The sequence below is a fragment of the Lentzea sp. JNUCC 0626 genome (assembly GCF_043632865.1).
Classification (GTDB): Bacteria; Actinomycetota; Actinomycetes; order Mycobacteriales; family Pseudonocardiaceae; genus Lentzea.
In genome coordinates, this window is sequence record NZ_CP171635.1 from 5874586 (window position 1) to 5896875 (window position 22290).

Below are 22290 nucleotides of genomic sequence, written 5' to 3' on the forward strand. Positions count from 1 at the left end.
CATGGCAGTCCTGACTCGCGCGGAGCGGCCGGTGGACAACCGGCCGCCCCCGGTCCCCCGCAAGGGCTACTCGAAGTGGGCGCGGCGGGCTCCCCTGCTGCCCGCGCTCATCTTCCTGATCATCGTGACGCAGCTGCCGTTCGTCGCGACGCTCGTCATCTCGTTCATGAAGTGGAACTCGCTCGACCCCACCAACCGCGGGTTCGCCGGGTTCGACAACTACATCAACGTCTTCACCGACCCCGATCTGCGGTCCTCGGTCGTCAACACGATCGTGCTCACCGCGTCGGTCGTGATCATCAGCCTGGTCCTCGGGCTGGGGCTCGCGCTGTTGCTGGACAAGAAGTTCGCGGGCCGCGGCTTCGTCCGCACGCTGCTGATCGCGCCGTTCCTCGTGGTCCCGGTGGCGGCGGCGCTGATCTGGAAGCACGTGCTCTACAACCCGGAGTACGGCCTGTTCAACGGAATCCTGAACTGGCTGGGCTTCGACGCCCAGCCGGACTGGATCTCGAACATGCCGATGAGCGCCGTGGTGCTGTCGCTGGTGTGGCAGTGGACGCCGTTCATGATGCTGATCCTGCTGGCGGGCCTGCAGTCCAAGCCGATCGAACCCGTCGAGGCCGCGACGATCGACGGCGCGTCGTCGTTCCAGATCTTCAAGTACCTGACGTTCCCGCACCTGCGCCAGTACCTGGAGCTCGGCGGGCTGCTCGGGTCGATCTACATCGTGCAGAACTTCGACGCGGTCTTCACCATCACGTCCGGCGGTCTGGGCACGGCGAACCTGCCGTACATGATCTACCAGACCTTCTACCAGGCCCACGAGTACGGCGAGGCCTCCGCGGCCGGCGTCATCGTGGTGGCGGGGTCGATCATCATCGCGACGTTCGCGCTGCGCACGGTGTCCTCGTTGTTCAAGGAGGAGAAGCGATGACCGCGCGACTGGTCAAACACGGCTGGGGTGTGCTCGCCTGGCTCGCCGGCATCGTCTTCTTCGCGCCGGTGGCCTGGATGTTCCTGACCTCGCTGCACAGCGAGTCGGACGCGGCCACCAACCCGCCGTCGCTGCTCGCGCCGATCACGTTCGACGGGTACGCGGAGTTCTTCGACTCCGGCGCGTGGCCGCCGCTGATCAACTCGTTCAGCGCCTCGATCGGGTCGACGATCATCGTGCTGCTGCTGGCGATCCCGGCCGCGTACGCGTTGTCGATCAAGCCGGTGGAGAAGTGGACGGACGTCCTGTTCTTCTTCCTCTCCACCAAGATGATGCCGGTCGTCGCGGCGCTGCTGCCGATCTACCTGATCGCGCAGTTCTCCGGGATGCTCGACAACATCTCGTTCCTCACGCTGCTGTACTGCTCGATGAACCTGCCGATCGCGGTGTGGCTCATGCGCTCGTTCCTGTCCGAGGTGCCCAAGGAGATCCTGGAGGCCGCCGCGATCGACGGCGCCGGGCTGCTCACGATCCTGCGCCGGGTGGTCGCGCCGATCGCCATGCCCGGCATCGCCGCGACGGCGTTGATCTGCTTCATCTTCAGCTGGAACGAACTGCTCTTCGCACGGGTGCTCACCGGTGTCGTCGCCGGTACCGCTCCCGTGTACCTCACCGGGTTCGTCACCTCCCAGGGCCTGTTCCTGGCCAAGGTGTGCGCGGCCGCGGTCGTGGTGTCTCTGCCGGTGCTCATCGCCGGGTTCGCCGCCCAGGACAAGCTCGTCCAGGGCCTTTCGTTGGGAGCGGTCAAGTGAAAGCAGCAGTGATCACGGGCGTCGGGTCCGTCGAGGTGACCACTGTGGACGATCCCAAGTGCGGTCCGCGCGAAGTTGTCGTGGACGTGGCTGCCTGTGGACTCTGCGGTACCGATCTGCACATCCTCCAGGGCGAGTTCGCTCCCACCCTGCCGGTCGTGCCGGGCCACGAGTTCGCGGGCACGATCGTCGAGATCGGGTCGCAGGTGAACGAGCTGCAGGTCGGCGACCGCGTGGCCGTCGACCCGTCGCTCTACTGCTTCGAGTGCCGGATGTGCCGCAACGGCATGAACAACCTCTGCGAGCGCTGGGCCGCCATCGGTGTCACGACGGCCGGTGGCGCGGCGGAGTTCGCGGTGGCGCCCGTCGCGAACTGCGTGAAGCTGCCTGACCACGTGCGGCTGGAGGACGCGGCGCTGATCGAACCGCTGTCGTGCGCGGTCCGCGGCTACGACGTGCTGAAGTCGAAGATGGCGCAGCGGGTGCTGATCTACGGCTCGGGCACGATGGGCCTGATGATGCTCCAGCTCGGCAAGCTGACCGGCGCGTCGTCGATCGAGGTCGTGGACCTCAACGAGGAGCGCCTGAAGACCGCCGTCCAGCTCGGCGTCACGTCGGTGGCCACCTCGGCGGACGAACTGGACCGGTCGCAGGGCTGGGACCTCGTCATCGACGCCACGGGCAACGAGAAGGCCATCCAGGACGGCATCAACCGGGTCGCGAAGGGCGGCACGTTCCTCCAGTTCGGCGTCTCGGACTACTCCGCGCGGGTCACCATCGAGCCGTACAAGATCTACAACCAGGAGATCACCATCACCGGCTCGATGGCGGTGCTGCACTCGTTCGAACGGGCGGCGGACCTCTTCGCGACCGGAGTACTGGACCCCGAGATCTTCATCAGTGACAGGGTGCCGCTGGACGACTACGCGTCGGCGTTGGACCAGTTCAAGGCGGGTGTGGGCCGCAAGATCCAGGTCCTGCCGTGAGCTGATCTGAGAAAGTTCTCGGAAGTTGCGGGCACTCGTGTATCTGGGCGAGTGCCCGTGACTCCTTCCTGGCATGTCGAAGTCCGGGCAGAAATTGGTACCGCCGTACTTTTCGCACATGTCCGACGAAGAGCTCCTCGCCTGGTACGCGGAGCTTCAGGCGCGCGCGGTCAGCCCGCCGCCTGGGGACGTCGATTTCGACCACGTCCACAAGGCCGCTGAGCCGGTGACCGTGGAGCAGTTGCGGCACCGCATCATGACCTTCCAAGGCTGGCCGGGTGGACTGTCCACCCTCGACGCCGGTTCTCCGTTCCACAACCTGTGGCACTGGCTCAGCGACTGACGCGGCGCGAGGTAACCCTCGCCCGCGTCATTGGTGCGTTGGTGGCCATCTGTGTGCTCTACGCCGTCGTGCACACGGTGGTCACCGGCACCGTTTCGCATCCGCGGAACTGGCTGGTCGCGTTCGCCTGCACCCTGCTCGGGGTGCGGGTGATCGGCCACGTCCGCAGGTCGCCCGTCGGGTGGCTGCTGCTGGTCATGGGCGCGTTCGGCGGGATCGCCGTCGCGGTCGCGGGCCAGCCCGCCGACCACCCCGCCCGGTGGGTCGAGGCGTGGATCTGGTGGCCCACGTACGCGTTGCTGCCCGCGGTGGCGCTGGTCTTCCCGAACGGCAGGCCGTTGAGCAACCGGTGGTGGGTCGCCATCGGTGCGTCGCTGTTCAGCGCTCTCTTCGGCACGATCGGGATCGCCTGGGCGTCGTGGAGCGATCCGGCGTCGTTCTGGCAGTCGGACGGTGGCGGGTTCGCGAAGACGATCACGCTGGTGTCCGTGCTGGCGGCGGGGGTCGCGGTGATCGCGGCGGTGGTGTCCTTGGCTCTGCGGTGGCGGAGGGCTGAAGGGGACGAACGCCGGTTGCTCGTGTGGGCGTTCGCGTTGCTGACGTTGGCCGGCGTGGCGACCGTGGTGGAGACCACGGACGGACACGTCGCATGGATCGTTGGTGTGCTGGCGTTTCCTGCGGCGGCGGTGATCGCCATCGTCCGTTATGGCCTCTACGACATCAGCCTGCTCATCCACCGGTCGTTGCTCTACGGCTCGTTGACGGTCGTGCTGCTGCTGGTCTACCTCGGCGTGATGGTCGGCGCCGGTGAGCTGTTCACCAGTGACGCCGAGGTCATCGGGGTGGTCGCGGCGGGACTGGCGTTCGCTCCTATTCGGTCTTGGGTGCAGCGCAAGCTCGACCTGTGGCTCTACGGCCAGCGTTCCGATCCTTATGCCGCGTTGTCGACGTTGAGCGAGAAGCTCGAACGGTCGAACGACGTGCTGCCGACGGTCGCGGCCACCGTGGCCGAGTCGTTGAAGCTGCCGTACGTCGCGATCCGCGGCGGGTCGGTGCTGGCCGAGCACGGACGCAGCCGGGGCTGGCCGCAGCTCCGGTTCCCCATGACGTACCGGGGAACGCAGGTCGGCGACCTCGTCGTGGAGCCGCGCGCACCCGACGAACGGCTGAGCGACCGCGAGCTGAGCCTGCTGGTGGACCTGGCCCGGTCGACCGCTCCCGCCGCGCAGTCGATCAAGTTGACCGCCGATCTCCAGCTCGCCCGCGAACGGCTCGTGCGGGCGCGCGAAGAAGAACGGCTGCGGTTGCGGCGCGATCTGCACGACGGCGTCGGCCCGGCGTTGGTCGGCATCCGGTTGCAGCTCAAGGCGTTGCGCCGGTCGTTGGGCGACGTGCTGGACCCGGTGCTGGCCGACGTCGACACGACGGCCGTCGAGGTGCGCAGTCTCGTGGACGGGCTGCGGCCGCCGATCCTCGACCAGGGCCTGGCCCTGGCCGTGCGGGACGAGGCGGCGCGGTTCCACGGCGACCTGCGGGTAGAGGTGGAGGCCGAGCAGATCGACGGCCTGTCCGCCGCCGTCGAGGTCGCCGCCTACCGGATCGTCGCGGAGGCGCTGACCAACACCGCACGCCACTCCGGCGCGTCTCGTTGTGTGATCACCGTGCGCACCGACGGCGACCTGGTGGTGGAGATCGTGGACGACGGCACGGGCGTCGCGGCGGATTCCAAGCCGGGTGTGGGGCTGGATTCGATGCGTGAACGCTGCGCCGAACTGGGTGGATCGTGCACAGTGGGACCCGCGCAACCACACGGCACTCGGGTGGTGGCTCGGATCCCGTTGGAGGCCCAGTGACGCGGGTAGTGATCGCGGACGACCACCCGGTGTTCCGCCGCGGTCTGAAAGCGTTGCTGGACGGCGAGGACGGCCTCGAGGTCGTCGGCGACGCGGCCGACGGCGCCGAGGCCGTGCGCGTCGTCCTCGACCTCGAACCCGACGTCGTCGTGATGGACCTGCACATGCCGGTGCTCACCGGGGTCGAGGCCGCGAAGCAGATCCGCGAGGTCCTGCCCGGCATCGGAGTCCTCGTGCTGACCATGCACGAGGACGACGAGTTGGTGTTCGCCGCGATGAAGGCGGGCGCGCGCGGGTACCTCGTGAAGACGACGGACGACGACGAGATCGTGCGCGCCGTGCAGGCCATAGGAGCCGGTGAGGCGATCTTCAGCGCCACCATCGCCCAGCGCATGATGGGCTACTTCACCGCGATCTCGTCGTCGAAGGTCCTGGCGTTCCCCCAGCTCACCGACCGCGAACGGGACGTGCTGGAGCTGATGGCGTCCGGACTGGACAACCCGTCGATCGCGTTCCGGTTGTCGTTGTCGGGCAAGACGGTCCGCAACCGGGTGTCCGCGATCTTCACCAAGCTCCAGGTGGCCGACCGCGCCCAGGCCATCGTGCGGGCCCGCGAGGCGGGACTCGGAAGTCCCTCCTAAGTCGGGACACCGGTCACCTGACGGCGGGACCAGGCCCCCGATTGGATCGGCTTTCCGCCGAAGGGGGCCCAATGGACATCACCTGGGACGTCGCACACGCGCGGCTCAGCCACGACCGCATGCTGCACATCGCCAAGGCGCTCATCTCGATGCGCCCCGAGACAGTCACCCTGGGCGGCGGCGAACCGCTCGGCGTGCCCGGCCTGTTCGAGATCGTCGAGCAGTTCCGCGCCGCCGGCATCGACGTCGTCCTCCGCACGTCCGGCAAGTCCCTGCACCCGTCGATGGTGCGCACGCTGCTGGCGTCGTGCGCGCGTATCGAGGTGTGCGCCATGGCGTTCACGCACGCCATGCACGCGTTGCACCTGCTCGACATCGGTGCCGCGAAGCTCTCTTCGCACGCTCAGTTCGGGCTCGACGCCACCGGCATCCGGCGCGGGTTCGACCGCCTGGAGGACTTCTGCGCCACCACCGCCTTTGAGATGCCTCGGCTCGCGTTCATCGCGTTCAGCGACACCATCGGCCCGGACCACGCGCAGTACCTGCAGTCGCTGGCGCCGCAGTCGGTGCGGGTGACGGTCGAGACCGCGGACACGTCGGTCGTCAGAGCGAGTTGAGCAGGGCGCGCCAGGCAGAAGTGGAGAACGCGAGAACGGGACCGCTCGCGTTCTTCGTGTCCCGCACGAGGGCGTCCTGGGCAAGCGACACCTCCACGCAACTTCCTCCACCATCGGCGTTGCTGTAGGTGCTCTTACGCCAGGTCCGTTCCGCGGCCATGGGGATCCTCTCGGAGTGCGCTGACGTACTCCGCCAGCTTGCGCTTCGATTGTTCCGCATCCAGAGCCACGGCATCCAGCCGCTGAAAGAGACGCCTGGTCCGTGCCACGGCAACGCTGTCCTGCGCATACACGTTCGCAGTGTCAGTCTCGCTGTACACGACCGGCGACGCCTTGCCGAACTCGTACAGCGTGCAGGCGGAGCGGAAAGCACTCACGCTCGCAGGCACGATCCGCAGGATGTGGGTGTTGAAGAGCAGGTGCAGGTACTGGTCCTCCCAGAGCACCGCATTCCCGAACGGCATCCGCAGCGCCAGTTCATGCAAGTAGAAGACGCACTCGGGGCGATTCGGCCTCCGCATGATCGTCTGCCGTTCCATGCGTGCCTGGACGAACCTCTCGATGTCCTCCGGCGCCTCGATCTGGCCATCGACGAACAGCTCCTGGGCATAGCCCCTGGTTTGCAGGAGTCCGTGCACGGTCATGATGTCGAGTGAGGTGATCTTCGTGGCCATCGCCTCGGTCATCGTGAGGGTGCGCAGCTTGTCCGGCATCTGTGCGAAATACAGGTCGAAGGCGTTGTAGTAGCGGCGCCGGAACTCCTCCACGAACTCGATGTTCTTGCCGCACGTCGCCAGGTACTGCACGAGGTCGACCTCGCTCGCCCGCGCCTTGCCGAGCTCGATGTCGGACACCTTGCTCGGGTCCCACCCCAGTTGGACGGCCATCGCACGGCCGTTGAACTGCGTGGACGTCTCCCTCAGGTGGCGAAGCTCGTCACCGAGATCCCGGCTGTACGGGGTGGAAATGATCGCGGTCATACCCGGCGACGCTAAGGAATGGATTCACTCCATGCCACGGGCTCGTTCGGGTGAAAACGTGCTGCCCTATGGCGCCGTGTGTCGCGCACGGCGCCATAGGTCCTGACCTGCGCATTCATCCGATCGTGGAATGGAATTCGAACAGGTGTTCATGCCACGATGGACGCATGACAGCACTCGGCCTCTCCACTCCGCTTGAGCTCCTCGACGAGCTCAGGCGGAAGGTCCGCGCGCTCAACCAGCTCCAGTTCCAGGTTCTGCAGCTCATCGGCGCGCTCGATCAGCAGGGCGCGGCGGAAGCGCTGGGCTACAAGGATCTGGTCGAGGTCTTCAAGCACGCGCTGCGCTGGGACCCCAAAGTCTCGCGCCGCAAGGTGAAGCAGGCCCAGGCCCTGTGCCCCTCGATCACGCCGACGGGCTCACCGATCGCCCCGGCGCTGCCCGGAGTGGCGGCCGCGATGGCCGAGGGAGAGCTGTCCGAGGACCACGTCGAGGTGCTGGCCGAGGCGATGGCGGGGTTGCCCTCCGTCGCGGAGGAGCACGTCGTCGGCTACGCGCTCCAGCACGAACCTCGCTCGGCGAAGGCGTTCTGCAAGGAGCTGGCGTACCGGCTCGACCAGGACGGTCCGGAGCCCCGCGAGCCGGAGCCGATCCAGCCGAGGAACTCCCTGCGGCGTCAGTGGAAGGGCGGCCGGTACCTGCTGTCCGCCGATCTGGACGCCGAGACGGGCGCGAAGCTGGACGCGTTGATCGACCCGCTGGCCAAGCCGGAGCCCGGTGACCTGAGGATGGCACCGGAGCGCGAGGGCGATGCCCTGTGCGAGGTGGTCGACCTGGCGCTGCGCGGCAGCGGCGACCGGATCCACGGCGGCGACCGGGTCCAGCTGACCGTCACCGTCGACTACGACAAGCTCCGCGAGGGCATCGGCACCGCGCTGCTGGACAACGGCGACCGCCTCCCGATGAGCCGGGTCCGCAGGATCGCCTGCGACGCGGCCGTCATCCCGGCCGTGCTGGGCAGCCGCTCCCAGATCTACGACGTGGGCCGCAAGACCCGCACGATCAACGCGGGCCTGCGGCGAGTCCTGGTGGCGCGTGACAAGGGCTGCGCCTTCCCCGGATGCACCAGACCGCCGAAGCACTGCGAGGCGCACCACATCAGGTTCTGGGCAGACGGCGGCGAGACCAACGCGGCCAACCTCGTCCTGCTCTGCCGCCGCCACCACGACCTGGCACACCACTCACAGTGGCAGATCCAGATGTTCGAAGGCCGCCCGGCCTTCCGGCCTCCCGCGTTCATCGACCCGCTCCGAAGGCCGAGAACGAACGAGATCCGCGCCGCCTGACGCGGCACCTCGCCGGGCCGAACGTCCGCGGCAACGTCTTCCGAACCGTCAGAAGACGTTGCCGCGCAACGCGAACACGTTCTCCACCGCGCTCCCCGCCCCGAGTGCGAGCCGCAGCAACACCCGTGCCTTGCGGGGACACAACCATCCGGCCATGACGGCACCGCGTCCGATCAGGTCCGCCTCGGACCCGACGAACCCGTAGGTGCTGCGGAACGTCGTCCCCGCACCGGTCCTGCTCGCCACCACGACCGGGAACCGGGCCCGGGAGATCGCCTCGGCCATGCCCGCCGAGACGTGCCCCACGCCCGTTGCCGCGACCACGACACCCTCGACGTCGAACCAGTCGAGGATCGCGCCGTCATCGTCCACAGTGGCCTCGACGAGCGGCACGGCCGGCGCTTCTTCGGGTCGTGGCAGCGCGGGCAGCTTGTGCGCGGGGTGGAAGTACTGCGGCACGCCCTCGATGTTCAGCCCGGCCGGTCCGGGGAACGACTGGAAGGCGTTCATCAGACTGCTGTGCGCCTTGCGAACCCACCGCGCGGCGTGGATCTCGTCGTTGAGCACCAGGAGTGCGCCGCGCCCGCGTGAGTTCGGGGCGCCGGCCGCGGACACCGCCGCGGCGAGGTTGGCGGGGCCGTCCGCGCCGGGCAGTCCGGGGTGCCGCATCGCGCCGGTGACGACGACGGGTTCGTCGTGCGGCCACAGGCAGTCGAAGAAGTACGCGGTCTCCTCCAGCGTGTCGGTGCCCTGGATGATCACGACACCCCGTGCGCCTTCTTCGACCTGCCCGGTGGCCCAGTCGAACGCCTCCAGCAGGGTGCCGAACGTGAGCGAGGCGCCGGGGATCGTGGCCAGCGTGGCGATCTCGCCGACTTCCAGGCCCTGCACCAGGTCCTGCGCGCCGAGCGTGGGCGTCACCGCGCCGGAGCCGGTCATCGTGATCGTGCCGCCGAGCGAGGCCACCGCCACCCGAGAGTCCATGCGGGTCACTCTAGGGTGGTTGGCATGACCGGACCCTCGGCGTGGCCACCGATCCCGATCAGGACCGACCGGCTCGTGCTGCGCGAGTCCGAAACAGCCGACCGGGACGCGTTCGTCGAGTTGTTCTCGTCACCGGAGGTGGGCACCTACATCGGTGGCTCGAAGCCGCGCGACGAGGTCGACCGCACCGCGCCTCCGATCCCCGGCCGGCGGCACGGTGTCTTCGTGGTCGCGCTGGACGGCGCGATGATCGGCATGGTCTCGTTCGACCCGCTGGACGAGAAACGGGAGCTGGGTTACCTGTTTCTGCCGTCCGCGTGGGGCAAGGGCTTCGCGTACGAGGCGTGTACGGCAGCGCTGGACTGGTACGCCGCCGCGCACCCCGACGAGCCTCTCGTGAGCGTGACGCAAACAGCCAACACGGCTTCAATGCGTCTCCTGGCGAAGCTGGGCTTCACCGAGGGCGAGCGCTACGAGGCCTTTGGCGCCGAGCAGTGTCACTGGCGCCAGTAGGTGATGTTGCGGAAACGGGCTTCCGCCCGCCCGCTGCCGTGGTGGTAGACGCCGTTCTTGAAATAGCGGTTGGCCGGTCCTTCGTCCTGCGTCGTCAGTTTCAGCGAGCCGTTGAAGTAGGTGCGGATGGCGCCGCGGCCGCTCGCGTTGGCGGTGTGTTCCACTCGAATGGTGAACCACTTGTTGTAAATGCCCGTCGCGACGACCTGGTTGCTGTCCTTGCGCAACGTGCCGCCGTTGATGTTGGCGACGTTGAGCATGATGTCGGTCGCCCGCGTGCCGGCCGGGCGGTTCTCGCGCAGGATCTGCACGACCGTCGGGCCGCTGACGCCGCTGGGGATGTAGATCTCGCCCTGCCACGCCCGCGAGCCGCTCGTGTACTCCTGGTTGAAGCGGAGCTCGGTGCGCGGATCCGTTGGGCTGCCAGGGGTGTGCGGCTGGTCGTAGTCGTACACCCACATCGTGTGGATGCCGCCTTCGAACTTGTAGCGCGCGCTCTGGGCGAGGTTGTGCGGCTTCTGCACGGTGTAGCTGTACGGCGCCGACACCCATTGTGCGGACGGCGGCTGAGCGAGGGCCTGAGCCGCCGGTGCCACGAGCAGGGGTGCGGTCAAAGCGAGGGCGAGCACGGAGCGTCGCGTGTGGAGCGCAGGGGTTTCCACGGTGAATCCCTCCGACCTTCGATAAGTGGTCTGTACCACTTTGGGGTCAGAAGGCGGAGGGATCAATACCTGATTCAGAATCCGGGAAAAGATTCAGGTGGATGAACTTTTCACATTCCTGAACGGATCTCGTCGAACGTCGGGAACTTCTTCGCGATGTCGCTTCCGGTGAAGTTGCCGATCCACCCGTCGTCGTCGTGGAAGAACCGCACCGACACGTAGTCGGGTTCGGTGCCCATGTCGAACCAGTGCGTCGTGTTCGCCGGAACGCTCAGCAGATCGCCCTCGGTGCAGAACACCGCGTAGACCTTGTCGCCGATGTGCAGGTAGAAAACGCCTGCGCCACGGGCGAAGTAGCGGTCCTCGTCGTCGTCGTGCGTGTGCTCGGCGAGGAACTTGTTGCGGAACTCCACGGCCTTCGCGCGGTACTCGTCCGTGTCGGCCGGAGCCATCTCCATCGCGTCGACGTAGGTGTACCCCTCCGTCTCGCTGACGCGGGCGATGTCCTTCTCGTAGGCCTGCAGGGCGTTCTCGGCGGTGACACCGTCCACAACGGACCAACGGCTGAAGCGCACGCCGTGCTCCTTGAGCGCGGTGGCGATCTCCTCGGCGTCGGTGGTCCGCAGCACGGTCTCCTCGGGGCCGGTCTCCGGCCACACCGTCAGCAGCGTCATGAGTTGCTCCCCGTCTGTCGTGTCTTCACCTTGAAGCGCAGCAACCACTCCAGGCATTCCAGGCGGTGCCGTGCCTGCATCAGGTCGGCGCCCCACACGTACACGCCGTGCCGCGCCACGATCAGCGCGGGCACCTTCGGGTCGAAGCCCTTCTCGAACGCGTCGCCCAGTTCGACCATGTCCTGGGAGTTGCGCACGACCGGGATCACGACCTCCTCGTGGTCGTAGCGGCCGAACCCCTTGAGCATCTCGAGGTCCTTGAGCACCACGCCGTCCGGCCAGTGCTCCGCCGCCACGACGGGGGCGAGCGCGTGGACGTGCACGACGGCGCCCGCTCCGGCCACGTCGGCGATCCGCGCGTGCAGACCCGCTTCGGCCGACGGGACCTTGCCGCTGTCCACCGCGTTGCCGTGCACGTCGATGACAACGCTGTCCTCGGCGGTGATCTCGCCCTTGTCGACGCCGCTGACCGTCACCGCGAGGCGCAGCGGATCACGTTGCAGGACCACGGAGAGATTGCCGGACGTGCCGCGCATCCAGCCCATCTGCGCGTAGCGGATGCACTCGTGCGCGAGCTCCGCCGTCACGAGAGTTCCCACACGGTCGGGTGGGGCGTGAAGTCCGCGTTGCCGTAGGGCTCGCCCGCGCGCGCGACACCGACCGTCTTCCAGCCCGCCTCCTGCGCGGCGTGCAGCTCCGCAGGAACGTCGCTGTAGAACGTGATGTCGTCGCTCTGAAGCGTCTCGGCGATCTTGTGGTACGACGCGGCTTCACGCTTCGGACCGGCGTTGACCGTGTCGAAGTGGTGCTCCAGCAACGGGGTCAGGTCGCCGTCCGTGGTGTGCTGGAAGAACGCGACCTGGCCTGCGACCGAGCCGCTGGAGAAGATCGCGAGCTTGATGCCGTCGCCGTGCCACTTGCGGATCGCGGGGACGACGTCCGGGAAGAACTCCGCCACCAGGTCGCCCTGCGCGTAACCCTGCTGCCAGATGAGGCCCTGCAACGTCTTGAGGGGCGTGACCTTCTGGTCGGCGTCCATCCAGTCGTGCAGCGCCTTCACGACGTCGTCGTGCCCGGCGAGTTCCTTGATCTGCCGGACGGCGTCGGCGACCACCGGGTCGTCACCGTGCTGCTCGATCCACGGCCCGAGGCGCGGGCGCGCGTAGTCGTAGAGGACGACCAGCACCTGGTCCGTCGCGCTCAGCGTGCCCTCGATGTCGAGCACGACCCACTTGCTCACCGCTGTTCTCCCTCGTAGTACTCGTCGAGCTGACCGGCGCCGTAAACACCCCGGTCCGTCACCACTGTGGTGACGAACCTCGGTGGCGTCACGTCGAACGCCGGATAGTGCCCTTTCACCCTCGGCGTGGCACTCGGCCTGCCCAGCACCTGCAACACCTCGGCGCCGTCGCGGTACTCGATCTCCACGTGGTCCGCGGTGGGTGCGTGCAGGTCGGGCGCCTGCACCTGCGCGTGGAACGGCACGCCGAACGCGTGCGCCGCCACGGCCAGGCCCAGTGTGCCGACCTTGTTGATGACGTGCCCGTCCATGGTGACGCGATCGGCCGCCGTGACCAACGCGTTCACCTGACCGCTTTGCAGAACTGCGGCGCCCATGCCGTCCGTGATGAGCGTGGTGTCGACGCCCATCTCGATCAACGTCTCCGCGGTGAGCCGGGCTCCCTGCAGGTAGGGCCGGGTCTCGGTGCAGAAGAACCGCAGCCGCTTACCTTGGTGCTGCGCCGCCCTGACCGTTTCGGTGAGGTACAGGTCGGCCCAGCAGTGCGTCATGACCGTCGCGTCGTCGGGCAGCAGGTTCGCCGTGTGCTCCCCCAGCGCCTGGCTCTTGGACCGGTACCGGCGGTCGCCCTCCAGCGCGCCGGTCAACGCCTCCTGGACGTCCTGCGCGGCGTCCACGTGCTCCAGGACGACTCGGGTCGCCTTGCGCAGAGCGTTGTTGGTGCGCCTCGTGTTCTCCAGCAGCAGAGCGGTTTCACCCAGCTGTGCACGAGCCTGCTCGAACGGCTGGTTCTCGAGCGTGCGCGCCTTGAGGACCATGCCGAACAGGACCGCGAAGTACGGGCCGGAGGACTGGGTGACCATGTCCTCGATGGCCCGTGCGACCTCCTCGGCCGTGCGGCACAGCACCCACTCGCGTTCGAACGGGAACCTGCGGCGGTCGAGGATGAGCACGCCGTCGTCGGTGAGCCTGACCGAGTCGGCGAGCACCGGCTGCATCAGCTGTACCCGGTGTAGGCGGGGCGCGCGCCGGTCAGGAAGTGCTCGCCGACCTCGCGGGCCTTGTAGACGACCGGGTCGTGCAGCGTGAGCGTGCGGGCGTTGCGCCAGAAGCGGTCCACGGCGTACTTGGCCGCCGTGCCGCGCGCGCCGACCTGCTCGAAGATGCGGCTCGTGACCTCGTTGACGAGCTTGGTGCTGACGACCTTGGCCTCGGAGATGGCGACCGCGACCTCGGCGCGCTTGGCCGGCGTCAGGTGCCTGCCGAGTTCGCTCGCCTCCCAGAGCTTGCGGGCGGCGTCGTCGGCGAGCAGCCCCGCGGCCCTCGTCTGCGACACCATCTCGCCGTACGCCACCACGATGTACGGGTCCTCGGTCGCGGCCTCGACCCCGCTGACGAACCACGGGCGGGTCTTGGTGCGGGTGTAGTCGGCGGCCTCGGCGAGCGCGCCCTCCGCGAGGGCGACGTAGATCTGCGCGAGCACCAGCTGGAAGCCGATGGCGGCGAGGCTGATCCGCGGGTCCTCGTTGGCGGGCTGGACGCCGAGGATCTCGGTCACCTCGACGTTCTCGAAGTTCACTCCGCCGGACGCGGTGAGACGCTGACCGATGTTGTCCCAATCGTCCAAGTAGGTGATTCCGGTCGCTTTGCCGTCGAGCAGGAACGTGAGTTTTTCGCCGTTGTCCGTGCGGGTCGCGCTGACCACGAGCCGGTCGGCGACGGCCGCGCCGGTGGCGAACGTCTTGCGGCCGTTGAGCGTGAAGCCGGTGCCGTTGGGCGTGAGTTCGAGGGCCGCGTCGAGCGGGTTGCTGACGCCGGCCCAGAACTGGTCGGGCCGGTCGCTGAAGGGCGAGTCGAACAGCCCGCTGCGCCAGATCTGCAGGTAGTGGTACCCGAGGAGGTGCCCGACGTTGGCGTCCGCGGCGCCGATGATCCGGCCGACCGCCTGCTGGACGGACCACTCACGCACGTTGAGAAGGCCGCTCTGACGGAGCAGTTCCACCTCTTTGGTGGGTGGCTGGTTGGCCCGGTCCCTGTCCGCCGCGTCGGACCTGAGCGTCGCCGCCACCTCGTGCGCGACGTCCAGCCAGTTCGTCATTCCTGCTCCTCTCGTGGTGCCCGGTCCAACTTACTTCTTCACACCACTGGGCTAACCACGATGTGAGAGTGACGTTCGCCTGGCAGACTGCGCGCGAACCTCGCTCTGGCGGGGGTCCAACATCTAGGGAGCATTCGGTATGGCGCAGGGCACCGTGAAGTGGTTCAACGGCGAGAAGGGCTTCGGATTCATCGCGCAGGACGGCGGCGGTCCGGACGTGTTCGTGCACTACTCGCAGATCTCCGGCACCGGCTTCAAGTCGCTGGAAGAGCAGCAGCGCGTGGAGTTCGAGATCGGCCAGGGTCAGAAGGGTCCGCAGGCGCAGGACGTCCGCGCCATCTGATTTGCCTCGGGGCCCGCTCGGCGTTCTGCCGGGCGGGCTCTTTTGCGCCCGGACGGCCTTGAAAGCGGCCCTGACCTGGGCTTCCGGAATTGTCAGACCCGTCTGTCATCGTGATGGAGTCAGCTCGTTTGGACCGCCACGATGATCGGAAGGTCTCCCATGCCGCACTCTCCACAGGCTTCGGAACGTGCACTCGCCCAGGAGGCGCCCACCTCGCACTGGTTGCGGAAGTCGCTCAACAAGGCGGCCTTCCTGCTGGCCGCGGAGACCGGCCGCCATCCGGGGTCGGTGAACGTGGAGGTGAACCGCGTGATGGGGGTGGAGCGGCGGGCCGAGGCGAGCAGGGACCAGTTGCGGCGCGGGCTGAAGCACGTGGGCGATCAACTCAGAGCGTTGACCAAGGCGACCGAGCCGAGCACCGCTTCGAGCGGCGACCCGCCATTCTGAAGGCGCCCCCCGCACGAGAAAGGCGCCGCGACCCGTCAGCCGTGACGACCAGCAGCCAGACGGGCACGGCACTCCAGGATCCACCTGGTGCCTACTCGACCTCGGCGCTGTACCACTTTCCGGGCGCATAGATCGCGACGGTCGGGCGAGTCGTCCTCTTCTCGACAAACGCGCCCTTGACGAACAGGTGTCCGTCCTCAACCTCTACCGCTTCCCCGCCGGCGTGGGTTGCAGTCTCGGCACGGTTGTTCGCAACGTGGTGGTAGCTGACTTTGACTGCCATGAATCCATGGTCCTTGCGTTCCTGATGTTTGGCGCCACTCGATCAGGTGATCTGGTGCAGCATCGCCACGTTCGCCCTGCTCACGCCAGCAGCACCCACCAATCCAACAGCGCTGAGGCTTGCAGTGCCATGACGAACGCTTCATCCGGCTGACCACTGCACGAGAAAGGCGCCGCGACCCGTCGGTCGCGACGCCTGTACTTCCCGCCGCGGGATGTCGACGAAGAAGGCCCGCAAGTCCCCTGCGAGCAAGTGGCAACCGAGGGAGTCGAACCCTGCGCGGCTTGTGAAGGCGGCGCTCAAGTACCGGCCCGAACCCTTCGGCTGGGCGACGGCTGCCGTGGAGTTGTGCTGGTCGGGAGCGTTCTCCCGACGTTTGCTCTCACCAGGTAGGAGCGGCTCGTGTTGCGTGGGATACCCGAAGTGTTAAACGTCCAAACGCTTGAGGACGTTTCATGTTTCACTCGGGTGGGTGACCCTGGTCACCGTGCGACTCCTCCCTGCCATCGCAGCCCTGCTCCTCCTACCGCTGGTGCCCGCGACCGCCGAGGCGGCTCCCGCAGGCACGTTCTACGTCACCAGTGTCCGGACCGGCCTCAACGTCGCCCAGAGCGGCAGTGGACTGGCACTGCACCGTCCGAAGGGCAACGAGGACCGCCAGCAGTGGCGGCTGAGCGACGGGAGGTTCGAGAACACCGACTCGCCGGGCCAGTGCATCACCCGCCAGCTCACCATGGGTTCGTGCTCACAAGGGGATACGGTTCACGAGCCTCGTCAGTTCGGTGATCAATGGGAATTCTTCGCCCTGGGCGGTGAGACGCGGTGGTACCTGACGCCGGTCACCAGTCAGACGAGCCCGATGCCGGCGGATCCCCGGCTCGACCAGATGACGTTCCTGACCGCCCACAACGCCTACGCGAACGGGGTGGACGGCGGGTTCGCGCCGCCGTTCGTCAACCTCGCGAAGAACCAGACGCGCGGCATCGTGCAGCAGCTCCAGGACGGCGTGCGCGGATTCATGCTGGACATCCACCAGACGCCGGACGGCGCGATCCTGTGCCACAACAGCTGCACGCTGGTGAGCAAACCAGTGGCGCTCAACGTCGACGTCCAGCGGATCGTGGACTTCCTGAAGAACAACCGCAGCGAGATCGTCACGGTCTTCCTGGAGGACTACGTCGACGCGAACACGTTGAGGAACGAACTGCGCAAGGTGCAGGGGCTCAACGACGTCCTGAACCGAGCAGAGGGCGTGCAGCAGAACGGGTGGCCGACGCGCAGTCAGATGGTGAGCAGCAACAAGCGGTTGCTCATCTTCACCGACCACGGCAAGGACGGGCGCGAGGACTCGGGCGTGCTCTACCAGAAGGACTGGACCGTCGAGAACTACTGGTCGATGGGTTCGGGACTCGGCAGTTCCGACTGGTCCTGCTACAGCCGATGGGATGAAAAGCCGCTCACGGCCACGGGCAACTTCCAGCCGTTGTTCGTCATGAACCACTTCCGCGACGTTCCGTTCACGAGCACGGCGACGACCGACAACGGCAAGCTCGGCAACCGCGCGCAGCAGTTCTGCCAGCCTGCGGCCAGGAAGAAGCCGAACTTCCTCGCCGTCGATCTCTACCACCTCGGAAACGCGGCGCAGGCCGTGCAACAACTCAACGCATACGTATATAGGCCGTAGCCCAAATCGTGGGAGTTGTACGCTCCGCGCATGGCCTCGATCCTGTTCACGCGCGGAGCGCCCTCTCTCGACATCATCGACCAGGAAGGCCTGCGCGACGCAGCGCAGAAAGCCTTCACGGACGACCCCGGCGGCACCTTCGCGTACGGCACGAGCGTCGGCTACGTGCCGTTGCGCACCTGGCTCGCCGAGCAGCACGGTGTCGAGCCGGAGCAGGTGCTCGTCACCAACGGCTCGATGCAGGCCGACGCGTTCCTGTTCGAACTGCTCGTCAGCAAGGGCGACGACGTCGTGGTCGAGGCGCCGACCTACGACCGCACGCTGCTGAACCTGCGCCAGCGCGGTGCCAAGATCCACGCCATCGAGCTGGAGACCGACGGCATCAACGTCGACGCGCTGGAGGCGTTGCTGGAGAGCGGGGTGCGCCCGAAGCTCGCGCACATCATCCCGAACTTCCACAACCCGGCCGGCTACACGCTGTCCGAGGCGAAGCGCGCGCGTCTGCTCGACCTCGCGGCCAAGTACGACTTCGTGCTGTTCGAGGACGACCCGTACGTCAAGGTGCGCTTCGAGGGCGAGCCCCTGCCGACGATGCTGTCGCAGGACAAGAACGAGAAGGTCGTCTACGCGTCCTCGTTCTCGAAGACGATGGCGCCCGGCATCCGCTGCGGTTACCTGGTCGGCCCGAAGTCCGTGATCAAGTCGATCCAGGACATCGCGACCACCACGTACATCTCGCCGAACATGGTCGCGCAGTCGATCGTCAACTCGTACTGCCGCTCCGGCCGTCTCGACGAGTCGGTCAAGAACGTCCGCGAGGCCCTCCGCGCCCGCAGGGACGCCCTGGTCACCGCACTGCGGCGGGAACTGCCGGAGGCGGTCTTCACCGCACCGCAGGGCGGCTACTTCATGTGGGTCGAGCTGCCCGGCGTGTCGATCGACAAGCTGGTGCCGGTCGCCAAGGAGCACGGCGTCGAGTTCGTGAAGGGCTCCGACTTCCTGCTGGAGGGCGGCGACAACGCCATCCGCCTCGCGTTCTCGGGCGTCACGCCGGAGCAGATCGACGAGGGCATCACCCGCCTCGGCGCGGCGGTCCGCGCGCTCTGAAACACCTCGAAAGTGTCAGTTACTGCCAAAACTTCTGGCAGTAACTGACACTTCGCGCTACCGTGGCGCTGTGGACACCTTGACCACGCGCGCCGCGAAGGACCTGCGCACCCGCCTCGCGATCCAGGAGGCGGCCATCGCCCTGTGCCTCGTCCAGGGCTTCGCCGCCACGTCGACCAGGGCGATCGCCGACCGCGCGGGCATCTCCGAGCGCACGCTGTTCCGCACGTTCGGCAGCAAGGCCGCGATCTTCTGGTACGACGCCTTCCTCAGCCGCGTCGTCCGCGCGCTCTCCCCGGACCCCGATCCCGTTGTGGCGCTCCAGAAAGCCGTCCACACGGCCATCGACACCATCACCGCGGAGCAGTGGTCGCTGGAGCTGGGCCGTCGCGCGGTGATCATCCAGGAGCCGGATCTCATCGCGACCGGGACGCAGGAGCTCAACACCGGAGCCGCCCAGATCGCCGCGATCCTCACACCACCGCTCGCCTCACCCGCACAAGCCTTCGACCTGGTGCTGTTCGCGCGGTTCGTGGTGGCGGGCATGGGCGCTGTGCCGATCCACGCGGAGACCACCCCCGCCCAGTGGGGCGCGGAACTGGAACGAGTCGTGCACAAAGCGGCACACGGCGCGCTGGAGCGGCCATGAAGCTGATCACCGACCCGAACACGCTGGCGAACCTCAGCCACGACGAGGCCGAGTGGGCGCCGTCGGGCACGCCACAGGCGGCGTTCCGGCCCGAGTCCACTGAGGACGTTCAGGAGGCCGTGCGGCACTGCGCCGCCAACGACATCCCGATCGTGCCGCGCGGCGCGGGCACCGGTCTGTCCGGTGGCGCCAACGCCGTCGACGGCTGCCTGGTCCTCGATCTGAGCCGGATGACCGGGATCGTCGAGATCGACCGGGACGACCTGCTCGCCGTCGTGCAACCGGGCGTCGTGAACGACGACCTCAAGAAAGCCGTTGCCGCAGAAGGACTCTGGTACCCACCGGATCCGGCGAGCTCGCCGTGGTCGACCATCGGCGGCAACGTCGCCACGAACGCGGGCGGCCTCTGCTGCCTCAAGTACGGCGTCACGCGCGACTACGTCCTCGGCCTCGAAGCGGTGCTGGGTGGCCCCGTCCCGTACGGCACGGCGGTGAGGCTGGGCCGTCGCACCACCAAGGGCGTCGCGGGCTACGACCTGACCAGCCTGCTCGTCGGCTCCGAGGGAACGCTGGGCGTCATCACCGAGGTCACGGTCCGCCTCCGCCCGGCCCCACGCCCGCCCGCGACCGTCGTCGGCGCGTTCGACAGCCTCGTCGCCGCAGGTCAGGCCGTTGCGCTCAGCACCGCCCGAGGCCTGCAACCCGCTGCATTGGAACTGATCGACCGCGCGTGCCTGCAGGCCGTGGAGGACTGGAAGCACCTCGGCATCGAGCCCACCACCGAGGCCATGCTGCTGGCCAGGGCCGACACCCCGGACGACGCCGACGGCCTGGAAGCCGCCTTCACCGACGCGGGCGCGGCCTGGACGGAACGGTCGACCGACTCGGCCGAGGCCGAAGCCCTCTTCGCCGCCCGCCGGCTCACCTATCCGGCACTGGAACGCCTGGGCCCGCTGCTCACCGAGGACGTGTGCGTGCCGAGGTCGGCGATTCCCGCCATGCTCGGCCGGATCGAGGAGATCGGCGCCCGGCACGAGGTCCGGATCGCCACCATCGCGCACGCCGGCGACGGCAACCTGCACCCGTTGCTGATCACCCCGCCCGGCGACGACAACGCCCGGCGAGCCGCGCAGGCAGCGTTCGAGGACATCATCACCGAGGCACTGGCCCTCGGCGGCACCGTCACCGGCGAGCACGGCGTGGGCCTGCTCAAGCGCGACGGCATGATCCGCGAACTGGGCCCGGACGCGCACGCGCTGCATCGGGCCGTCAAGCAGACGTTCGACCCCCTGAACCTCTTCAACCCGGGCAAGGCCTGAAGGAGGCAGTCATGCGAGTACCGGTAGACGGCGGCGACCTGGCCGTGGAGATCCACGACGGCGACACTCCCCCGGTGCTCGCGATCCACGGCGTGAGCGGCAGCCGCAAGCTGTGGAACTGGGTGGCAGCCCACGGCTTCTCCCTGATCGCCCCGGATCTGCGCGGCCGCGGCGACAGCGCGCACGTCCCAGGAGCGGGCATCTCCCAGCACGCCGACGACGTGCTCAACGTCCTCGACGCGCTGGAACTCCCCTCGGCCACCGTGATCGGCATGTCCATGGGCGGCTACGTGGCCGTAGACCTCGCCGTGCGCCATCCGAACCGAGTGCGCGCGCTCGTGCTCGTGGACGGCGGCCTCCCGATGGCCGCACACGCGCACATGACCCCAGAACTCCTGGAAGCAGCCTTCGCCCCACAGATAGCGGCGCGCGAACGCACGTGGACCGCCGACGAGTACCTCACCGTCCAGGCGACGCTGAACCCGTTGATCGATCCCACCGACCCGTTCATCCGCGAGTACTTCGCCCACGACCTCACGGAGGACGGCCGCCTCAGGCTCCCGGCCGAGACGCTGGTGGCCGACGCGAAGGACGTCATCTTCGGCGCCTCGCGCTGGCAGGAACTGACCGTGCCGACGTGGTTCGTGCACGCCGAGTGGAGCACCGGACCGGACACCCCGCCCGCCTACACCGTCGAGCAGGCCGCCGAGTTCCGGGCCGCGCTGCCGGTCCTGCGGGAACCGATGTTGATCAACGAGGTCGACCACGGCGGCACGGTCATGACCCGCTCCGGCGCCGCCGTCACCGCGGAAGCGCTGGCCGACGCCCTGAAGTGACCGGACGGGTCGTCCACGCCTGACAGACCGGACCGTCTCCTGCGCCACACCTCTTGGCCTTCAGCCTGCGCGCGAGTTATTGTGTACACCAATGATTAGTACACCAAGTATCCCGGAGAACCCGCTCGAACTCGAGCGGCAGGTCTGCTTCGCGCTGGCCGTGGCCAGCCGGACGGTGATCGCCGTGTACCGGCCGATCCTGGAGCCGCTGAACCTCACGCATCCCCAGTACCTGGTGATGCTGGCGCTCTGGGAGCGGTCGCCGCGGACCGTCAAGGACCTGAGCAACGCGCTGCAACTCGACCCCGGCACGCTCAGTCCGCTGCTCAAGCGGCTGGAGGCGATCGGGTACGTCGAGCGGCAACGGGACAAGACGGACGAACGCGCGCTCGCCCTCACCCTGACCGAGACGGGTCAGGAGCTGCGGAACGAGGCGCTGAAGATTCCCTTCAAGGTCGTGGAGCAGCTCGACATGACGTTCGAAGAGCTCGCGCAGCTGAACCAGGTGCTGCACAAGGTGATCGCGAAGGCGACGCGATGACGCCGAACCTCGCACTCAAGGTCTGGTACTACGCGGGCGGGCGGTTGCCGCAGCAGTACCGGGAGTTCGTCTACGACGACGTGACCGGTCCGAAGTGGCTGTTGCGGTTCACCGTGCGCAGTCTGGTGCAGGTCACGCCACTCACGACGGCCATCACGCTGGCGCTCGTGTTCGGACTCGGCTCGGCGTGGCCACTGGCAATTGCGTGCGGTGCGCTCGGTTTCGTTGTAGGACTGTACTTCGCGTTGTCGTATGCACCTGAAAGTGTGGACTACCGGCTGACGAAGTACGGGTACCCCAGAGGTTCGGCGACTCAGGGACGCCGGGAGCGTAACGCCGCCAAGGACAGCGTTCGACAAGCGAAGTACGACGCGGTCTGGCGGCGATCCGAAGGGTAG

The 22290-nt window shown here is 67.7% G+C and carries 28 protein-coding genes; 18 read left to right on the forward strand and 10 right to left on the reverse strand.

What is annotated here, in order from left to right; genetic code table 11:
* The first annotated feature begins 1 nt into the window (after nt 1).
* The 7 genes from JNUCC0626_RS26405 to JNUCC0626_RS26435 all read left to right on the forward strand — a co-directional run bounded on the left by JNUCC0626_RS26405 (nt 2) and on the right by JNUCC0626_RS26435 (nt 6186).
* Complete coding sequence (locus tag JNUCC0626_RS26405; RefSeq protein ID WP_394613455.1) at nt 2-934, forward strand: carbohydrate ABC transporter permease; 933 nt, start codon at nt 2-4, stop codon at nt 932-934.
* Complete coding sequence (locus JNUCC0626_RS26410) at nt 931-1746, forward strand: carbohydrate ABC transporter permease (protein WP_394613456.1); 816 nt, start codon at nt 931-933, stop codon at nt 1744-1746. The genes JNUCC0626_RS26405 and JNUCC0626_RS26410 overlap by 4 nt, the downstream gene beginning before the upstream one ends.
* Entirely contained in the window at nt 1743-2732 is a 990-nt protein-coding gene (locus tag JNUCC0626_RS26415; RefSeq protein WP_394613457.1) for a zinc-dependent alcohol dehydrogenase family protein, read from the forward strand. Before JNUCC0626_RS26410 ends, JNUCC0626_RS26415 begins: the two co-directional genes overlap by 4 nt.
* Before the next feature lie 118 nt (nt 2733-2850).
* Nucleotides 2851-3075, forward strand: coding sequence for a hypothetical protein (locus JNUCC0626_RS26420; protein WP_285638020.1), 225 nt, complete (start codon nt 2851-2853; stop codon nt 3073-3075).
* 41 nt (nt 3076-3116) lie between these two features.
* A complete protein-coding gene (locus JNUCC0626_RS26425) occupies nt 3117-4928 on the forward strand; it encodes a sensor histidine kinase (RefSeq protein ID WP_394613458.1) in 1812 nt (603 codons plus the stop codon).
* Nucleotides 4925-5569 (forward strand): response regulator, encoded by a 645-nt coding sequence (locus JNUCC0626_RS26430; protein ID WP_394613459.1) that lies wholly within the window; start codon nt 4925-4927, stop codon nt 5567-5569. The genes JNUCC0626_RS26425 and JNUCC0626_RS26430 overlap by 4 nt, the downstream gene beginning before the upstream one ends.
* A gap of 71 nt (nt 5570-5640) precedes the next feature.
* Complete coding sequence (locus JNUCC0626_RS26435; RefSeq protein ID WP_394613460.1) at nt 5641-6186, forward strand: hypothetical protein; 546 nt, start codon at nt 5641-5643, stop codon at nt 6184-6186.
* Here the strand turns inward: JNUCC0626_RS26435 and JNUCC0626_RS26440 are convergent.
* Together JNUCC0626_RS26440 and JNUCC0626_RS26445 are read right to left on the reverse strand one after the other, a co-directional pair.
* Nucleotides 6173-6283, reverse strand: a complete 111-nt coding sequence (locus tag JNUCC0626_RS26440; RefSeq protein ID WP_394613461.1) for a DUF397 domain-containing protein — start codon at nt 6281-6283, stop codon at nt 6173-6175. The two genes, JNUCC0626_RS26435 and JNUCC0626_RS26440, sit on opposite strands and share 14 nt — an antisense overlap.
* 37 nt (nt 6284-6320) lie before the next feature.
* Nucleotides 6321-7166, reverse strand: coding sequence for a helix-turn-helix domain-containing protein (locus tag JNUCC0626_RS26445; RefSeq protein WP_394613462.1), 846 nt, complete (start codon nt 7164-7166; stop codon nt 6321-6323).
* A 167-nt stretch (nt 7167-7333) separates the two neighbouring features.
* On the opposite strand from JNUCC0626_RS26445, the gene JNUCC0626_RS26450 reads away from it, so the two are divergent.
* On the forward strand, nt 7334-8512 hold the full coding sequence (locus tag JNUCC0626_RS26450) for an HNH endonuclease signature motif containing protein (RefSeq protein ID WP_394613463.1): 1179 nt from the start codon (nt 7334-7336) through the stop codon (nt 8510-8512).
* 48 nt (nt 8513-8560) lie between these two features.
* Here JNUCC0626_RS26450 and JNUCC0626_RS26455 read toward each other — a convergent pair whose 3' ends face one another.
* Nucleotides 8561-9496, reverse strand: a complete 936-nt coding sequence (locus JNUCC0626_RS26455) for an asparaginase (protein WP_394613464.1) — start codon at nt 9494-9496, stop codon at nt 8561-8563.
* A 24-nt stretch (nt 9497-9520) separates the two neighbouring features.
* Here JNUCC0626_RS26455 and JNUCC0626_RS26460 point away from each other — a divergent pair, with 24 nt between their 5' ends.
* Complete coding sequence (locus JNUCC0626_RS26460) at nt 9521-10009, forward strand: GNAT family N-acetyltransferase (RefSeq protein WP_394613465.1); 489 nt, start codon at nt 9521-9523, stop codon at nt 10007-10009.
* On the opposite strand, the gene JNUCC0626_RS26465 is transcribed toward JNUCC0626_RS26460, so the two are convergent.
* From JNUCC0626_RS26465 to JNUCC0626_RS26490, 6 genes are all read right to left on the reverse strand, one after another.
* Nucleotides 9994-10671, reverse strand: coding sequence for a polysaccharide lyase family 7 protein (locus JNUCC0626_RS26465; protein WP_394613466.1), 678 nt, complete (start codon nt 10669-10671; stop codon nt 9994-9996). The genes JNUCC0626_RS26460 and JNUCC0626_RS26465 overlap by 16 nt on opposite strands.
* Before the next feature lie 110 nt (nt 10672-10781).
* Nucleotides 10782-11345 (reverse strand): 1,2-dihydroxy-3-keto-5-methylthiopentene dioxygenase, encoded by a 564-nt coding sequence (locus tag JNUCC0626_RS26470; protein ID WP_394613467.1) that lies wholly within the window; start codon nt 11343-11345, stop codon nt 10782-10784.
* On the reverse strand, nt 11342-11932 hold the full coding sequence (gene mtnB, locus JNUCC0626_RS26475; RefSeq protein ID WP_394613468.1) for a methylthioribulose 1-phosphate dehydratase: 591 nt from the start codon (nt 11930-11932) through the stop codon (nt 11342-11344). The genes JNUCC0626_RS26470 and mtnB overlap by 4 nt, the downstream gene beginning before the upstream one ends.
* Complete coding sequence (mtnC, locus tag JNUCC0626_RS26480; RefSeq protein WP_394613469.1) at nt 11929-12585, reverse strand: acireductone synthase; 657 nt, start codon at nt 12583-12585, stop codon at nt 11929-11931. The genes mtnB and mtnC overlap by 4 nt, the downstream gene beginning before the upstream one ends.
* Nucleotides 12582-13583 (reverse strand): s-methyl-5-thioribose-1-phosphate isomerase, encoded by a 1002-nt coding sequence (locus JNUCC0626_RS26485; RefSeq protein WP_394613470.1) that lies wholly within the window; start codon nt 13581-13583, stop codon nt 12582-12584. The genes mtnC and JNUCC0626_RS26485 overlap by 4 nt, the downstream gene beginning before the upstream one ends.
* Nucleotides 13583-14683, reverse strand: coding sequence for an acyl-CoA dehydrogenase family protein (locus JNUCC0626_RS26490; protein WP_394613471.1), 1101 nt, complete (start codon nt 14681-14683; stop codon nt 13583-13585). Before JNUCC0626_RS26490 ends, JNUCC0626_RS26485 begins: the two co-directional genes overlap by 1 nt.
* A 139-nt stretch (nt 14684-14822) precedes the next feature.
* Between JNUCC0626_RS26490 and JNUCC0626_RS26495 the strand changes: the two genes are divergently transcribed.
* Nucleotides 14823-15026: a cold-shock protein gene (locus JNUCC0626_RS26495; protein WP_285637992.1), complete on the forward strand. Its 204-nt coding sequence runs from the start codon at nt 14823-14825 to the stop codon at nt 15024-15026.
* 159 nt (nt 15027-15185) lie between these two features.
* Nucleotides 15186-15473: a hypothetical protein gene (locus JNUCC0626_RS26500; protein ID WP_394613472.1), complete on the forward strand. Its 288-nt coding sequence runs from the start codon at nt 15186-15188 to the stop codon at nt 15471-15473.
* 91 nt (nt 15474-15564) lie between these two features.
* Here the strand turns inward: JNUCC0626_RS26500 and JNUCC0626_RS26505 are convergent, their stop codons facing one another.
* Nucleotides 15565-15756 (reverse strand): hypothetical protein, encoded by a 192-nt coding sequence (locus JNUCC0626_RS26505; RefSeq protein WP_394613473.1) that lies wholly within the window; start codon nt 15754-15756, stop codon nt 15565-15567.
* A gap of 472 nt (nt 15757-16228) precedes the next feature.
* Between JNUCC0626_RS26505 and JNUCC0626_RS26510 the strand changes: the two genes are divergently transcribed.
* The 7 genes from JNUCC0626_RS26510 to JNUCC0626_RS26540 all read left to right on the forward strand — a co-directional run bounded on the left by JNUCC0626_RS26510 (nt 16229) and on the right by JNUCC0626_RS26540 (nt 22290).
* Complete coding sequence (locus tag JNUCC0626_RS26510; protein WP_394613474.1) at nt 16229-17440, forward strand: PI-PLC domain-containing protein; 1212 nt, start codon at nt 16229-16231, stop codon at nt 17438-17440.
* Between the two features lie 30 nt (nt 17441-17470).
* Nucleotides 17471-18547: a PLP-dependent aminotransferase family protein gene (locus JNUCC0626_RS26515; RefSeq protein WP_394613475.1), complete on the forward strand. Its 1077-nt coding sequence runs from the start codon at nt 17471-17473 to the stop codon at nt 18545-18547.
* A gap of 70 nt (nt 18548-18617) precedes the next feature.
* Nucleotides 18618-19196, forward strand: a complete 579-nt coding sequence (locus tag JNUCC0626_RS26520) for a TetR/AcrR family transcriptional regulator (protein ID WP_394613476.1) — start codon at nt 18618-18620, stop codon at nt 19194-19196.
* The gene (locus JNUCC0626_RS26525; protein WP_394613477.1) at nt 19193-20515 is read left to right on the forward strand and encodes an FAD-binding oxidoreductase; all 1323 of its coding nucleotides are present in this window, start codon (nt 19193-19195) and stop codon (nt 20513-20515) included. The genes JNUCC0626_RS26520 and JNUCC0626_RS26525 overlap by 4 nt, the downstream gene beginning before the upstream one ends.
* Before the next feature lie 11 nt (nt 20516-20526).
* Nucleotides 20527-21351 (forward strand): alpha/beta fold hydrolase, encoded by an 825-nt coding sequence (locus JNUCC0626_RS26530; protein ID WP_394613478.1) that lies wholly within the window; start codon nt 20527-20529, stop codon nt 21349-21351.
* Between the two features lie 91 nt (nt 21352-21442).
* Nucleotides 21443-21892: a MarR family winged helix-turn-helix transcriptional regulator gene (locus JNUCC0626_RS26535; RefSeq protein ID WP_394613479.1), complete on the forward strand. Its 450-nt coding sequence runs from the start codon at nt 21443-21445 to the stop codon at nt 21890-21892.
* Nucleotides 21889-22290 (forward strand): DUF5313 family protein, encoded by a 402-nt coding sequence (locus JNUCC0626_RS26540; protein ID WP_394613480.1) that lies wholly within the window; start codon nt 21889-21891, stop codon nt 22288-22290. Before JNUCC0626_RS26535 ends, JNUCC0626_RS26540 begins: the two co-directional genes overlap by 4 nt.

What these genes read in the sequence shown, in the direction of transcription:
- JNUCC0626_RS26405 (WP_394613455.1), top strand. Translation starts at nt 2, where the DNA reads ATGGCAGTCCTGACTCGCGCGGAGCGGCCGGTGGACAACCGGCCGCCC.
- JNUCC0626_RS26410 (WP_394613456.1), top strand. Translation starts at nt 931, where the DNA reads ATGACCGCGCGACTGGTCAAACACGGCTGGGGTGTGCTCGCCTGGCTC.
- JNUCC0626_RS26420 (WP_285638020.1), top strand. Translation starts at nt 2,851, where the DNA reads ATGTCCGACGAAGAGCTCCTCGCCTGGTACGCGGAGCTTCAGGCGCGC.
- JNUCC0626_RS26435 (WP_394613460.1), top strand. Translation starts at nt 5,641, where the DNA reads ATGGACATCACCTGGGACGTCGCACACGCGCGGCTCAGCCACGACCGC.
- JNUCC0626_RS26445 (WP_394613462.1), bottom strand. Translation starts at nt 7,166, where the DNA reads ATGACCGCGATCATTTCCACCCCGTACAGCCGGGATCTCGGTGACGAG.
- JNUCC0626_RS26450 (WP_394613463.1), top strand. Translation starts at nt 7,334, where the DNA reads ATGACAGCACTCGGCCTCTCCACTCCGCTTGAGCTCCTCGACGAGCTC.
- JNUCC0626_RS26455 (WP_394613464.1), bottom strand. Translation starts at nt 9,496, where the DNA reads ATGGACTCTCGGGTGGCGGTGGCCTCGCTCGGCGGCACGATCACGATG.
- JNUCC0626_RS26460 (WP_394613465.1), top strand. Translation starts at nt 9,521, where the DNA reads ATGACCGGACCCTCGGCGTGGCCACCGATCCCGATCAGGACCGACCGG.
- JNUCC0626_RS26470 (WP_394613467.1), bottom strand. Translation starts at nt 11,345, where the DNA reads ATGACGCTGCTGACGGTGTGGCCGGAGACCGGCCCCGAGGAGACCGTG.
- JNUCC0626_RS26485 (WP_394613470.1), bottom strand. Translation starts at nt 13,583, where the DNA reads ATGCAGCCGGTGCTCGCCGACTCGGTCAGGCTCACCGACGACGGCGTG.
- JNUCC0626_RS26490 (WP_394613471.1), bottom strand. Translation starts at nt 14,683, where the DNA reads ATGACGAACTGGCTGGACGTCGCGCACGAGGTGGCGGCGACGCTCAGG.
- JNUCC0626_RS26495 (WP_285637992.1), top strand. Translation starts at nt 14,823, where the DNA reads ATGGCGCAGGGCACCGTGAAGTGGTTCAACGGCGAGAAGGGCTTCGGA.
- JNUCC0626_RS26500 (WP_394613472.1), top strand. Translation starts at nt 15,186, where the DNA reads ATGCCGCACTCTCCACAGGCTTCGGAACGTGCACTCGCCCAGGAGGCG.
- JNUCC0626_RS26505 (WP_394613473.1), bottom strand. Translation starts at nt 15,756, where the DNA reads ATGGCAGTCAAAGTCAGCTACCACCACGTTGCGAACAACCGTGCCGAG.
- JNUCC0626_RS26515 (WP_394613475.1), top strand. Translation starts at nt 17,471, where the DNA reads ATGGCCTCGATCCTGTTCACGCGCGGAGCGCCCTCTCTCGACATCATC.
- JNUCC0626_RS26525 (WP_394613477.1), top strand. Translation starts at nt 19,193, where the DNA reads ATGAAGCTGATCACCGACCCGAACACGCTGGCGAACCTCAGCCACGAC.
- JNUCC0626_RS26530 (WP_394613478.1), top strand. Translation starts at nt 20,527, where the DNA reads ATGCGAGTACCGGTAGACGGCGGCGACCTGGCCGTGGAGATCCACGAC.
- JNUCC0626_RS26535 (WP_394613479.1), top strand. Translation starts at nt 21,443, where the DNA reads ATGATTAGTACACCAAGTATCCCGGAGAACCCGCTCGAACTCGAGCGG.
- JNUCC0626_RS26540 (WP_394613480.1), top strand. Translation starts at nt 21,889, where the DNA reads ATGACGCCGAACCTCGCACTCAAGGTCTGGTACTACGCGGGCGGGCGG.